Annotated in this window: 10 protein-coding genes; 7 read left to right on the forward strand and 3 right to left on the reverse strand. The window is 41.6% G+C overall.

The window, feature by feature from the left end; all coding sequences use genetic code 11:
- Positions 1 to 8 precede the first annotated feature (8 nt).
- On the reverse strand, positions 9 to 752 hold the full coding sequence (locus OHT75_RS06015; RefSeq protein WP_264725605.1) for a (Fe-S)-binding protein: 744 nt from the start codon (positions 750 to 752) through the stop codon (positions 9 to 11).
- Between the two features lie 278 nt (positions 753 to 1030).
- Here OHT75_RS06015 and OHT75_RS06020 point away from each other — a divergent pair, with 278 nt between their 5' ends.
- From OHT75_RS06020 to OHT75_RS06045, 6 genes are all read left to right on the forward strand, one after another.
- Positions 1031 to 1687, forward strand: coding sequence for a GntR family transcriptional regulator (locus OHT75_RS06020; RefSeq protein WP_264725580.1), 657 nt, complete (start codon positions 1031 to 1033; stop codon positions 1685 to 1687).
- Positions 1688 to 1745: 58 nt separating this feature from the next.
- Positions 1746 to 2624, forward strand: a complete 879-nt coding sequence (gene prpB / locus OHT75_RS06025) for a methylisocitrate lyase (RefSeq protein ID WP_264725581.1) — start codon at positions 1746 to 1748, stop codon at positions 2622 to 2624.
- 209 nt (positions 2625 to 2833) lie between these two features.
- Positions 2834 to 3958 carry a bifunctional 2-methylcitrate synthase/citrate synthase gene (prpC, locus tag OHT75_RS06030; protein WP_264725582.1) on the forward strand — a complete coding sequence of 375 codons (1125 nt, stop codon included), beginning with the start codon at positions 2834 to 2836 and terminating at the stop codon, positions 3956 to 3958.
- A 73-nt stretch (positions 3959 to 4031) separates the two neighbouring features.
- A complete protein-coding gene (gene acnD / locus OHT75_RS06035; protein ID WP_264725583.1) occupies positions 4032 to 6626 on the forward strand; it encodes a Fe/S-dependent 2-methylisocitrate dehydratase AcnD in 2595 nt (864 codons plus the stop codon).
- A gap of 87 nt (positions 6627 to 6713) precedes the next feature.
- Positions 6714 to 7889 (forward strand): 2-methylaconitate cis-trans isomerase PrpF, encoded by a 1176-nt coding sequence (gene prpF / locus OHT75_RS06040; RefSeq protein WP_264725584.1) that lies wholly within the window; start codon positions 6714 to 6716, stop codon positions 7887 to 7889.
- A 462-nt stretch (positions 7890 to 8351) separates the two neighbouring features.
- The gene (locus OHT75_RS06045) at positions 8352 to 10502 is read left to right on the forward strand and encodes a cation:proton antiporter (RefSeq protein ID WP_264725585.1); all 2151 of its coding nucleotides are present in this window, start codon (positions 8352 to 8354) and stop codon (positions 10500 to 10502) included.
- Positions 10503 to 10587: 85 nt separating this feature from the next.
- On the opposite strand, the gene bcp is transcribed toward OHT75_RS06045, so the two are convergent.
- Together bcp and OHT75_RS06055 are read right to left on the reverse strand one after the other, a co-directional pair.
- Positions 10588 to 11052, reverse strand: coding sequence for a thioredoxin-dependent thiol peroxidase (gene bcp / locus OHT75_RS06050; protein ID WP_264725587.1), 465 nt, complete (start codon positions 11050 to 11052; stop codon positions 10588 to 10590).
- 94 nt (positions 11053 to 11146) lie between these two features.
- On the reverse strand, positions 11147 to 11686 hold the full coding sequence (locus tag OHT75_RS06055; RefSeq protein ID WP_264725588.1) for a glycine cleavage system protein R: 540 nt from the start codon (positions 11684 to 11686) through the stop codon (positions 11147 to 11149).
- Between the two features lie 351 nt (positions 11687 to 12037).
- Between OHT75_RS06055 and dapA the strand changes: the two genes are divergently transcribed.
- The gene (gene dapA, locus OHT75_RS06060) at positions 12038 to 12922 is read left to right on the forward strand and encodes a 4-hydroxy-tetrahydrodipicolinate synthase (protein ID WP_264725589.1); all 885 of its coding nucleotides are present in this window, start codon (positions 12038 to 12040) and stop codon (positions 12920 to 12922) included.

Consider the following 12922-nt stretch of genomic DNA (forward strand, 5'->3'; position numbering starts at 1 on the left):
AAGTCTCCTTATAAAGCAGCATCGATGATTTGAGCAATATGACGGGTTTGAATAGGTAGCAGCTGTCTGCGGATCATGCCATCAAGATGCAGTAAACATGAGGGATCAAAACCGACCACATATTGTGCATGTGTGGCGGCATGAGCATGGGCTTTATCTTTACCCATTTTGGCAGATACGGCGCCTTCATCAACGGCAAAGGTCCCACCAAATCCACAACATTCATCTCGTGGTGCAGGGTAAACAATCTTGATACCAGGAATATTTTGTAGCACTGCCTCGACTTTATTGAACTGTGGCCCCATAGACTCACTTGGCGTAGCTAAATTCAGCATACGTAAACCATGGCAACTCATTTGAAGGCTGATAGTGTGTTCAAATTTGTACTTAAATGCGGGTATTGGTGCGATGTCGTGTAAGAATTCCGTTAGTTCATACAATTTATCTATGACATCTTGCGCGGCTTGGCTTTGATCAAATTCGTGAAAGTTTTCCTTGGCGGCCACTAAACAAGACGCCGCAGGACAGACGATTGCGTCGCATTCTACGCCTTTAAATGCATTTAATAATTTGAGTGTAGTATTGCGGGCTTCATTAAAGCAGCCAGAGTTAGTCATAGGTTGACCACAACAAGTTTGACCTTCTGGAAATATCACTTCATGGCCTAATTTTTCTAGCAACGATAAGGTTGCAATCGCCACATCAGGCATCATTTGGTTGACCAAACAAGGAATAAACAGTGCAATTTTCATATTCATAAACTTCGATAGCGACGGATACGCATAATTTACTCGTCAAAACGGCAGAGTGATACAGACAAAACTGTAATGAACCTTCAGGATATTTTCATTTTTGAAAAATATCTTTAAGGATTGTCGACTAAATTTAAAATAGCTTGTTTGTCCTTATCCATTAGTCGTAATTAACCCTAAAATCGCCTTTTGTCGACAATATGTGACTATTTTAAGTTGTTAATTCCGTATTTATTGCTATATTGTCGACATAATGATGCTTGATTGAGTTAATAAATATGCTACTCGCCAATGAACAGCCGGTAACAGCTGCAGATAAAACCTTTATTTTGCTAAGAGACGATATTGTGGAAGGCAGAATTGTGGCTGGTTCTAAACTCAGTGAAACCGAATTGTCGACAAAATATGCTGTCAGTCGCGCCATTATTCGTGAAGCGATCAATCGTCTTGAAGCTTGTCATATCGTTGAACGTAAAGCCAATGTTGGGGCGAGAGTCGTGGCACTGAGTCAGCAAGGCTTGATAGAGCTTTATCAAGTGCGTGAGTCATTAGAGGGAATGGCCGCAAGATTAGCCGCTGTAAATATGACCCATGAAGAAATTGATGATTTGATGGGGTTACTTAAGCGTCATTTTGATGAAATTAAAGATGGTCAGTCTTATTACCAAGAAGCCGGCGATGTCGACTTTCATTATCGAATCATATTGGGTAGTAAAAATAAACATTTAATCAGTATGTTATTTGACGGTATTTATCATTTAGTGCGCATGTACCGTGTGCAGCTTGGTATGGCAGGGCCAAGAGTGACCACCGCCTATGATGAGCATAAACATATCGTAAAAGCCATTGCTAACCGTGATGCAGAATTAGCCGAAATGCTAATGCGTCGCCATATTATGTATTCAAAAAATAGTATTGAAGCCAAATTAAGTTAGTCATCGATAAATTTGATGACCGATTATCAATTGAACATTGTTAACACAAGGAAAGAATATGAGCGCAGGTAAAAAATTTCGCCAAGCACTTATGGCCAATAAACCACTGCAAATCGTTGGTACCATCAATGCTTACTCAGCCATGATGGCAAAACAAATTGGTCATCAAGCCATTTATTTGTCAGGGGGGGGCGTTGCCAACGCTTCATATGGATTGCCAGATCTGGGCATGACTTCTTTAAATGATGTGTTAGTGGATGTGCAGCGGATTACCTCTGCGTGTGATTTACCTTTGTTAGTGGATATCGATACCGGTTGGGGCGGGGCATTTAATATTGCCAAAACAATCCGCGATATGGAAAAAGCCGGTGCTGCAGCTGTGCATATGGAAGATCAAGTGGCACAAAAGCGTTGTGGTCATCGTCCTAATAAAGAGATCGTGTCTGTCGAAGAAATGGTTGATCGTATCAAAGCGGCTGTTGATGCTCGAACTGATCCAGATTTCTTCATTATGGCTCGTACCGATTCATTTGCACAAGAAGGTTTAGAAGCTGCAATTGAGCGCGCTAAAGCCTATGTTGCTGCAGGTGCCGATGGCATTTTTGCAGAGGCGGTGAAAACCGAAGCACATTACCGTGCTTTTGCATCAGCACTGGATGTGCCAATTTTGGCTAATATTACTGAGTTTGGCCAAACAGAATTGTGGAATAAACAGCAATTAGGTGAGTGGGGTGCTGCGATGGTCTTATATCCACTGAGTGCATTCCGCGCGATGAACAAAGCGGCTGAAATGGTTTATACCTCGATTTTAGCACAAGGCGATCAGAAAGCGGTTGTCGATATGATGCAAACGCGGATGGAACTATATGACTATCTTGGTTATCACGAATACGAGCAGAAATTAGATAGTTTATTTGCCGAAGGCAAAAACAAATAAATTCGGCATCATGCGGTTTAATCGCTGAGATACTTTATTTAATTGATGCTTGTATCAAATCAGTTATTCCGAGTTAAGGCTAAAAAAAGTAACAGTTTTCAATGTGCTCTGACTACAACAATGTGTTTATAAGCTTGATGTGCCAGAGTGATGACATACCCTACAGCCAAAAAAATAAAAATGGCGGCAATAATAATAGGAAGACAATCATGGTAGATAAAAAATTAGCAGGTGCAGGATTACGTGGACAAAGTGCAGGTGAAACAGCTTTATGTACAGTAGGTAAAACCGGTTCTGGTTTAACTTATTGCGGATACGACGTAAAAGATTTAGCTGACAATGCCACCTTTGAAGAAGTCGCTTATTTATTGTTTAACGGTGAATTACCCAATACTGAACAGCTACAGGCATATAAGGCAACGTTGTTAACACTACGCGATTTACCTCAAGCGTTGAAAGAAGTGCTGAAATTAATTCCTGCCGATGCACACCCAATGGACGTAATGCGCACAGGTTGTTCGTTTTTAGGTAATCTTGAACCCGAAACCGATTTCTCAATGCAACAGCAAGCAGCAAACCGTTTATTAGCTGCTTTTCCTGCCATTATGTGTTTTTGGTATCGTTATAGCCACGATGGTGTTGAAATTGATTGTGTAACGGATGAAGATTCTCTTGGTGGACATTTTCTTAAATTGCTTAATGGTGAAACGCCTTCAGAACAGCACCGTCGAGTCATTGATGTTTCACTGATCCTCTATGCAGAACATGAATTCAACGCATCAACCTTCACTGCAAGAGTTTGTGCTTCAACACTGTCTGATATGTATTCATGTATTACTGGCGCAATCGGTTCATTGCGTGGTCCACTGCACGGTGGTGCGAATGAAGCGGCAATGGATATGATCCAGAAATTCAAATCACCCGAAGATGCCAAAGAACAAATGGCAGGCATGTTAGCGCGTAAAGAAAAAATTATGGGCTTTGGCCATGCAATTTACCGTGAGTCAGATCCTCGCAATGTGATTATTAAACAATGGTCTGAAAAATTGGCAAAAGAACATGGTGATACATCACTTTATGATATTTCAGTTGCCTGTGAAGAATACATGTGGGACACCAAAAAGCTATTCTGTAACGCTGACTTTTTCCATGCGTCGGCTTACCATTTTATGGGGATTCCAACTAAATTGTTTACGCCAATATTTGTGTGTTCACGTTTAACTGGCTGGGCTGCTCATGTGATGGAGCAACGTTCAAATAACCGTATTATCCGTCCAAGTGCAGATTATATTGGCAGCGAGCCACGTAAAGTGATGCCAATTAGTCAGCGTTAATCAACACAAAGCCAATTACAAAACCCACATCAGGGTCACCTTGCTGTGGGTAAATCAAGGTTTGGATTAAGTTATGAATACACAATATCGTAAATCCCTTGCTGGAACCTCTTTAGATTACTTTGATACCCGTGAAGCAGTCGAAGCCATTGCTCCGGGTAGTTATGCAAAATTACCTTATACCTCCAGAGTGCTAGCCGAAAACTTAGTGCGACGTTGTCCAGCAGATCAATTAACCGATTCTTTAAAACAGATAATCGAACGTAAACGTGATTTGGACTTTCCATGGTTCCCGGCTCGTGTAGTTTGTCATGATATTTTAGGGCAAACGGCGCTGGTGGACTTAGCTGGTTTACGGGATGCTATTGCTGAGAAAGGCGGTGACCCATCAAAAGTGAATCCGGTTGTGCCAACACAATTAATTGTTGATCACTCTTTAGCCGTTGAGCATGCCGGTTTTGAAAAAGATGCCTTTGCCAAAAACCGTGCTATTGAAGATCGCCGTAATGATGACCGTTTCCATTTTATTAACTGGACGAAAACGGCCTTTAAAAACGTCGATGTTATTCCGCCGGGAAACGGCATCATGCATCAAATTAACTTAGAGCGTATGTCACCCGTCATCCAAGCGCGAGATGGTGTAGCGTTTCCAGATACTCTAGTGGGCACAGACAGTCATACGCCAATGGTAGATGCCCTTGGTGTTATAGCGATTGGTGTTGGCGGTTTAGAAGCAGAAAGCGTGATGTTAGGCCGTGCTTCTTATATGCGGCTACCGGACATATTTGGTGTTGAGGTGGTCGGTAAACCACATCCTGGCATTACCGCGACCGATATCGTATTGGCGTTAACTGAATATCTGCGTGCTGAAAAAGTAGTTTCTTCGTATCTAGAGTTTTATGGCGAAGGCACCAAACACCTGACTTTAGGCGATCGCGCGACAATATCGAACATGACGCCAGAATATGGCGCCACAGCGGCTATGTTCTCGATAGATGAACAAACGATTGATTATTTACGTTTAACTGGGCGCGAAGATGCACAAGTCGCGCTAGTTGAACATTATGCAAAAACAACAGGTTTGTGGTCGGATAGCCTTAAAGATGCGCAATATGATCGCGTATTACGCTTCGATTTATCGAGTGTTACCCGAAATATTGCGGGTCCTTCGAATCCCCATAACAGAGTCGCCACCTCAGAATTAGCCGCCAGAGGGATCAGTGGTGTTGTTGAAAATGAACCCGGAAAAATGCCAGATGGTGCGGTGATCATTGCTGCGATCACGAGCTGTACTAATACCAGTAATCCACGCAACATGATAGCCGCGGGTTTAATTGCCCGTAATGCAAATGCCAAAGGTCTATTACGAAAATCTTGGGTGAAATCGTCTTTAGCGCCAGGCTCTAAAGCGGTACAAATGTACTTAGAGCAGGCCAATTTACTGCCTGAACTTGAGCAGCTTGGTTTTGGTATCGTCGCGTTTGCTTGCACCACCTGTAATGGTATGAGTGGCGCGCTTGATCCTGTTATTCAGCAAGAAGTGCTCGAGCGCAAACTCTATACCACCGCGGTATTATCGGGTAACCGTAACTTTGATGGCCGAATTCATCCCCATGCCAATCAAGCATTTTTAGCCTCACCGCCTTTAGTGGTGGCTTATGCCCTAGCAGGTACAATTCGTTTTGATATCGAAAAAGATGTTTTAGGCTTAGATCAACAAGGCAATGAAGTTCGCCTTAAAGATATTTGGCCAACGGATGAAGAAATTAACGCGATTGTGGCAAGTAGTGTTAAACCTGAGCAGTTTAGACAAGTGTATAACCCAATGTTCGATATCAAAGTTGAATATGGCTCACACATCAATCCGCAATATGAATGGCGACCACAAAGCACTTATATTCGTCGTCCACCATATTGGGAAGGCGCATTAGCTGGGGAACGTACCATGAAAGGTATGCGTCCTTTAGCGGTTCTTGGTGACAACATCACTACCGATCATTTGTCGCCATCAAATGCAATTATGTTAGACAGTGCAGCAGGGGCTTATTTAGCCAAAATGGGCTTGCCTGAGGAAGACTTTAATTCTTACGCAACCCATCGCGGTGACCATTTAACTGCACAGCGCGCGACATTTGCTAACCCAAAACTGTTTAATGAAATGGTCAAAGAAGATGGCAAGGTTAAGCAAGGCTCATTAGCGCGAATTGAACCTGAGGGTAAAGTGAGTCGCATGTGGGAAGCCATTGAAACTTACATGGAGCGTAAACAGCCGTTAATCATTATTGCTGGTGCCGATTACGGTCAAGGCTCCTCACGTGATTGGGCAGCAAAAGGTGTACGTCTTGCAGGGGTTGAAGTGATTGTTGCGGAAGGATTTGAGCGTATTCACCGCACTAACTTAGTGGGTATGGGCGTATTACCTCTTGAATTTATCAATGGTGAAAATCGGCATACTTATGCCATTGACGGTACTGAAACCTTTGATGTGATAGGTGATCGTATCCCAGGTGCGCAGCTGACACTGATCATCCACAGATCAAATGGGGAGCAGGTGAATGTTACTGTCAAATGCCGCTTAGATACCGCAGAAGAAGTTTCTATTTACGAAGCGGGTGGCGTATTACAGCGTTTTGCACAGGACTTTTTAGAGTCTAGTGCGAATAAGTAATTTATCCTAATTCAATTAATAATCAAATAGGCGATGTATGGATAATCCAACGTCGCCTTTTTTAAGGAACAGCTTTAAGGACAAACCATGACCTTTAAACCACAGTTAAAAATTCCTGCAACTTATATGCGTGGTGGTACCAGTAAAGGGGTATTTTTTAATGTCAGTGATTTACCCTTAGCGGCACAACCCCCCGGGCCAGCACGCGATAAATTATTGTTACGCGTGATTGGCAGTCCAGATCCCTATGGAAAACACACTGACGGTATGGGGGGAGCGACATCCAGTACCAGTAAAACAGTGTTGTTATCTAAAAGTAGTCAAGCTGATCATGACGTCGATTATTTGTTTGGGCAGGTTGCTATTGATAAGCCTTTTATTGATTGGAGTGGCAATTGCGGTAATTTAACTGCAGCTGTAGGCTCATTTGCCATCAGTAACGGGCTAATAGATCCAAGCCGAGTAGTGGCTAACGGTATTACCGTTGTACGAATTTGGCAAGCCAATATTAAAAAGACCATTATCGCCCATGTACCAATGACTGATGGTGAGGTACAGGAAACTGGCGACTTTGAATTAGATGGCGTGACTTTTCCTGCCGCAGAAGTGCAAGTTGAATTTATCGATCCCGCTGATGCTGAAGGGGCTATGTTCCCAACTGGCAATGTGGTAGATGAATTAGATGTGCCAAACATAGGTAAATTTACCGTAACTATGATTAATGCGGGGATTCCCACGATATTTTTAAATGCGGCAGATATTGGATACAGCGGCATAGAGTTACAAGACGTGATTAATAACGATGATTTGGCATTAAATCGTTTTGAAACTATCCGCGCATATGGTGCACTAAAAATGGGTTTAATAACGGATATAGACGAAGCCAAAGTTCGCCAGCATACCCCAAAAGTTGCCTTTGTTGCTCCTGCCGCAGATTATGTTAGTTCAAGTGGTAAAATGATCAGTGCTGCAGAGATTGATTTATCTGTAAGAGCGTTATCAATGGGCAAACTTCATCATGCAATGATGGGTACTGCAGCGGTTGCAATAGGCACTGCGGCTGCCATTCCTGGCACTTTGGTTAATCTTGCCGCGGGTGGTGTGGAACGTCACTCTGTTGTATTTGGTCATCCATCTGGAACTTTACGTGTTGGCGCAGAAGCCAAAATGTTAAAGGGGAGCTGGCAAGTGACTAAAGCGATAATGAGCCGAAGTGCTAGAGTGTTGATGGAAGGACATGTCAGAGTTCCTCAATCAGATTGAATCGAATTGAATTGAAAATGTCCTTTTTTGAAAACCTGAATTATCTTCAGGTTTTTTATTTTTACCTACAAATAATAATTCAATAAAAACAGAGGCTTAAATGATTATTTTGAAATATTAATATTTTGTGATAATGATCAAAAAAATACTTGATCATCTTCTTTAATTAGTATTTTATATGCTGAATTTACAATGAAAAGTTACATTGAGATTAAATAATTTAATAATAAGTGTTGAGTCTTAAATTGTGTATGATTTACTGATAAAGGAGATAGTTACAAAGTCACAATTAATTCATTTTAAATGCTGTTAAGTGTTTTGTTACTTTGGTTATGACGCTGAATAATTTTATCGGATTTTCAAGTCATCGAATACGCTGAATGACTTCATTACTTTAACATTTCGCGTAAAGATAAATCAGAAGCTGCGTTAGCTAGCTGATATATAGAAAAGGAAAATATTATGGTTGAACACATCACGGGCATGCTGGCGTTAATTGGTGTGCTATCGCTTTTGTGTCAATGGGCGGGTTGGAAACTTCGATTACCGGCTATTTTACCGCTACTACTGTGTGGATTATTACTCGGACCTGGATTGAACATTCTTAATCCAGATGAAATTTTTGGTGATTTATTGTTCCCTATTATTTCATTAGGGGTAGCAGTGATTCTCTTTGAGGGAGCATTAACGCTCAATTTTAAAGAAATTAAAGATCATAGTCGCATGGTGACTAATCTAGTCACCATAGGCGCAATCATTACTTGGGCATGTATTACTCCAGCGGCACATTATTTTATGGGCTTTGATTGGCCAGTTGCATTTTTGTTTGGCGCGTTAGTTGTTGTGACTGGACCGACGGTAATTGTACCCATGTTGCGTACCGTTCAACCCAAATCGAACCTTTCAAGTATTCTACGTTGGGAAGGTATTGTTATCGACCCTATCGGCGCATTGTTTGCCGTTTTAGTTTACGAATATGTTGCCGTGACGGCTGATCCGACAACACACGTACTTTATGCATTGGGCCTCACGTTAGTGATTGGTTTTAGCATTGGCGCGGCAGCGGGCTATTTTATTGGTATTGCACTAAGAAATAACGTCTTCCCACATTATTTGCGTAACACCGCGGTGTTAACAATTATGTTGGGGGTTTTTGTTGGTTCTAACTTACTGCAACATGAATCTGGGTTATTAACTGTGACCGTAATGGGCATTTGGCTTGCCAATATGCGCGGTGTAGACATTGCCGATATCCTAGAATTTAAAGAAACCTTAACCGTACTGCTTATTTCGGCACTGTTTATCTTACTTGCTGCACGTTTAGACTCTAATGCCATGTTAGGATTGGGAATAGGCGCATTTGGTGTGTTGTTTGTGGTGATGTTGATTGCTCGTCCACTCAGTATTTGGACATCGGCATTAGGTACCAGTCTCACATCAAAAGACAAGTGGTTTCTTAGTTGGGTAGCGCCAAGGGGTATTGTTGCTGCCGCTATTTCTTCATTATTTGCTATTAAACTTGAAGAATTAGGTGTGCACGGCGCTAGTTCAATTGTGCCTTTGGTGTTCTTTATTATCATTGGTACGGTTGTTATCCAAAGTTTAACAGCAGGCCCATGGGCTAAATTTTTGGGTGTGAAAGAAGGTTCAAACCAAGGTCTACTGATCTTTGGTGCTTCAAAGTTTTCACGTGAATTAGCTTCACAATTATTAGCCAAAAATATTAAAGTCATTTTGGCTGACAGCAACTGGGACAGTATTCGCCAAGCGAGAATGGAGAACATCCCCGTATATTTTGGTAATCCGGCATCAGAACATGCTGCAAACTTTATGGATTTAAGTGGTATTGGCCGTGTGTTAGTGATGTCGCCTTACCGTCAGTTAAATCCTTTGGTGAGTTTCCATTTCCAAGATTTGTACGGCACTGAAAAGGTATTTGGCCTAAATAATAATGAAGCTAACGTGGGTAGCGGTAGGCACCAGCTGTCTGAATCGTATTTAAAACGATTATGTTTATTTGGAGAAAATATCAGTTATGCCAAAATTGCCAGCTTGATGGCAAAGGGCGCTGTGTTGAAAGTCACCAACATTACTGAAAACTTTAGCTATGAAAAGTTCCGTCAGCGTTATGGTGAAACCGCTATGCCTTTGGTGTATATCACTAAAGAAGCAAAGCTTAAAATTATCACAGGTGAAACTGATAAACTGCCAGTAGGAATTGAATTAATCAGTTTATTACCCCAAGAAGCTCAGGAACAAGCCATTTTGCAGCGTGCTTTAGATGAAGAAGCAGCGCGTCTAGCTAAGATTAAAGCGGAAGAGGAAGCCAAAGCAGCTGCAGAAGCTAGAGCTATCCGTGAAGCGGAAGAAGCTGAGCAACGCGCGATTGAAAAAGCGCGTCGCAAAGAAGAGGAGTTAGCTAAATTTGAAGCCGAAGAAAAGCAAAGGTTATTAGAAGAAGAGCAAGCTGCTCTGATTGAAGAAGCCCGGGCAGAAAAAGAGGCTGAAGAGATAAAAGCAAAACTGATACAAGAAAGTACCCAAGCGGCTTCAGATCTTGCTCCTGAACAAAGCACCGATGAAGAAGAGAAAGTGAAATCGGACAAACAGTAATCTGTTTGATATGAGCACGAAGATAATACAAAAAATGGCTTAGTGAAAAACTAAGCCATTTTTATTATTGCGTAAATCAGATTAATTATTTGAGTAGGCTAAGCACGACTTCGTGATGGTCTTTAGTTTTAAACTTATTGATGAAATGACTGATTTTTCCATCGGTACCCACAATAAAACTTAAACGATGAATACCGTCATAGATTTTACCCATAAACTTCTTTTCGCCCCAAACACCAAAAGCATCTGCAACGGCGTGGTCTTCATCGCTGAGTAAATGAAAGTTCAATGCTTGCTTGTCTGAAAATCGTTGAAGCTTAGCAACAGGATCTGGGCTAATGCCAAGTACTGTGACATGTAATCCGTCTAAAGTCTCTTTTATGTCGCGTAATCCTTGTGCTTGTACAGTGCAGCCAGGAGTTGACGCTTTAGGGTAAAAGTAAACTAATACTGGCCCTTTTTTTAAACAATCTTGTAATGAAATTGCTTCATCAAATTGATTCTGTAAAGTGAAATTAGGTGCTGTATCACCGGCTGTTAAGGTGTTCATATTCATTCCTTAATAAAAATAAAAAAGGGCACAAGGCCCTTGAATAATATACGAATACTAATCGTAATAAGATCAGTTCAATTCAAATAAATCGTTATTGAGGCGAGGTTGTACCTTGCATTAATTTAATGCTGCATTCAAGGTTCATGTCTTCTGCCAATTGATAAATTGTCGATTCAAGTTTAGCCAAATCGACCTTTTCTGGAATATTGATGGCTAAAAATATCGACTGAGTTTGCAGACCTTCGTTATCTTCTGCATGTGATCTTACCGCGGCAAGATCAAGTGATCGATCTGCTAAAAATTGGGTAATTGATTTCATGGTTCCGCGTTGATCTTCGCCCGTAAAGGTGACCTCAATGCGTGAAACGAAGTTTTTGGGGACATGTTTTGAGGTACGTTTCATAACGGTCATCAGTTCCAATTCCACACTGAGACTCGGTAGTAAGGTTTCGATTTTGGTGATTGCTGACCACGAGCCAGAAATCATCATAATCAGGGTAAATTCATTACCAAATAAAGCCATACGGCTATCAACGATGTCACAATCGCAATCACTGGCCAGTCTTGCTAAACGACTTACTAAGCCAGGGCGATCAGCACCCATTGCGGTAACGACCAGATAGTTGGTCATGGATTTTCCTCATTGTTCGAGTGAATGGCGCAAATCAATTTACACCAGCAAAAACATGCGACTGTAAATTGGATAATATTATCATATGATGACTATAAACCATCCTAATTCTACATAATTAAATCAATGCGGTGAGTAATTGGTTAAATTTACAACACTACAATCAAAGTTAACCAATAAATTGGCCTTTTATATGTAATCTGGCTGATAGAAAGCATAAAATGCTATGGCCTTGCAGCCAGTTAGCATGATCTGGCTTTTTAGGGTAATTTTGATTTGAACACTGCTAAAGCTTGTCATTACTTGATAGCATCAGTAACATAGCGAGTCCTGAAAACTTGGGGAAAATAGATGATAAACGGAAGCATCGTAGCCTTAATCACACCAATGAATAGTGATGGCACAATAGACTATGTAAGTCTTGAAAGACTGGTAGATTTTCATATTAATCAAGGTACAGATGCCATTGTTGCCGTTGGGACGACGGGTGAGTCTGCCACGTTACCGATGAAAGAACATATTGCTGTCGTTAAACAAACCGTAAGTTTTGCTGCCGGCAGAGTACCCATCATTGGTGGAAATGGCGCAAACGCAACGGCTGAGGCCATTGAGTTGACCAAAGGCATGCAAGATTCAGGGATCAGTGCCATGTTAGGCGTCACACCTTATTATAATAAACCCACGCCTAAAGGGTTAATTGCGCACTACAAAGCTGTGGCCGCAAGTACTGACATTCCGCAAATTTTATATAATGTTCCTGGCCGCACAGCGGTTGATATGAAACCTGAAACCGTTGCTGAGCTATGTAATGTAAGTAACATTATCGGCGTGAAAGAAGCAACAGGTGATGTGAGCCGTGTAGCCCGATTACGTGAGCTATGTGGTAATGACTTTTTACTTTACAGCGGTGATGACGCGACTGCCCGCGAGTTCCTTCTTGCTGGCGGGAACGGAGTCATCTCTGTTGCTAACAATATTGTGCCACATGCTTTTAAAGCAATGTGTGACGCTGCGTTAGCGGGTGAAACACAACGTGCTGCAGAAATTGATGAGCCTTTGCGTGGTTTATACAGTTCATTATTTTGTGAAGCGAATCCAATCCCTGTAAAATGGGCGGTTCATCGTATGGGGTTAATAAGCGATGGACATATTCGTTTGCCATTGACTGAACTTTCTGAACAATTTCATGGTCTGTTAATAGAGACTATGAAAAATGCGCAAATTGAGGTGCAATAA

Source organism: Shewanella subflava, assembly GCF_025971955.1.
Lineage (GTDB): Bacteria > Pseudomonadota > Gammaproteobacteria > Enterobacterales > Shewanellaceae > Shewanella > Shewanella subflava.

Coding starts and splice junctions, on each gene's coding strand:
- OHT75_RS06015 (WP_264725605.1), bottom strand. CDS start 752: ATGAAAATTGCACTGTTTATTCCTTGTTTGGTCAACCAAATGATGCCT.
- OHT75_RS06020 (WP_264725580.1), top strand. CDS start 1,031: ATGCTACTCGCCAATGAACAGCCGGTAACAGCTGCAGATAAAACCTTT.
- prpB (WP_264725581.1), top strand. CDS start 1,746: ATGAGCGCAGGTAAAAAATTTCGCCAAGCACTTATGGCCAATAAACCA.
- prpC (WP_264725582.1), top strand. CDS start 2,834: ATGGTAGATAAAAAATTAGCAGGTGCAGGATTACGTGGACAAAGTGCA.
- acnD (WP_264725583.1), top strand. CDS start 4,032: ATGAATACACAATATCGTAAATCCCTTGCTGGAACCTCTTTAGATTAC.
- prpF (WP_264725584.1), top strand. CDS start 6,714: ATGACCTTTAAACCACAGTTAAAAATTCCTGCAACTTATATGCGTGGT.
- OHT75_RS06045 (WP_264725585.1), top strand. CDS start 8,352: ATGGTTGAACACATCACGGGCATGCTGGCGTTAATTGGTGTGCTATCG.
- bcp (WP_264725587.1), bottom strand. CDS start 11,052: ATGAACACCTTAACAGCCGGTGATACAGCACCTAATTTCACTTTACAG.
- OHT75_RS06055 (WP_264725588.1), bottom strand. CDS start 11,686: ATGACCAACTATCTGGTCGTTACCGCAATGGGTGCTGATCGCCCTGGC.
- dapA (WP_264725589.1), top strand. CDS start 12,038: ATGATAAACGGAAGCATCGTAGCCTTAATCACACCAATGAATAGTGAT.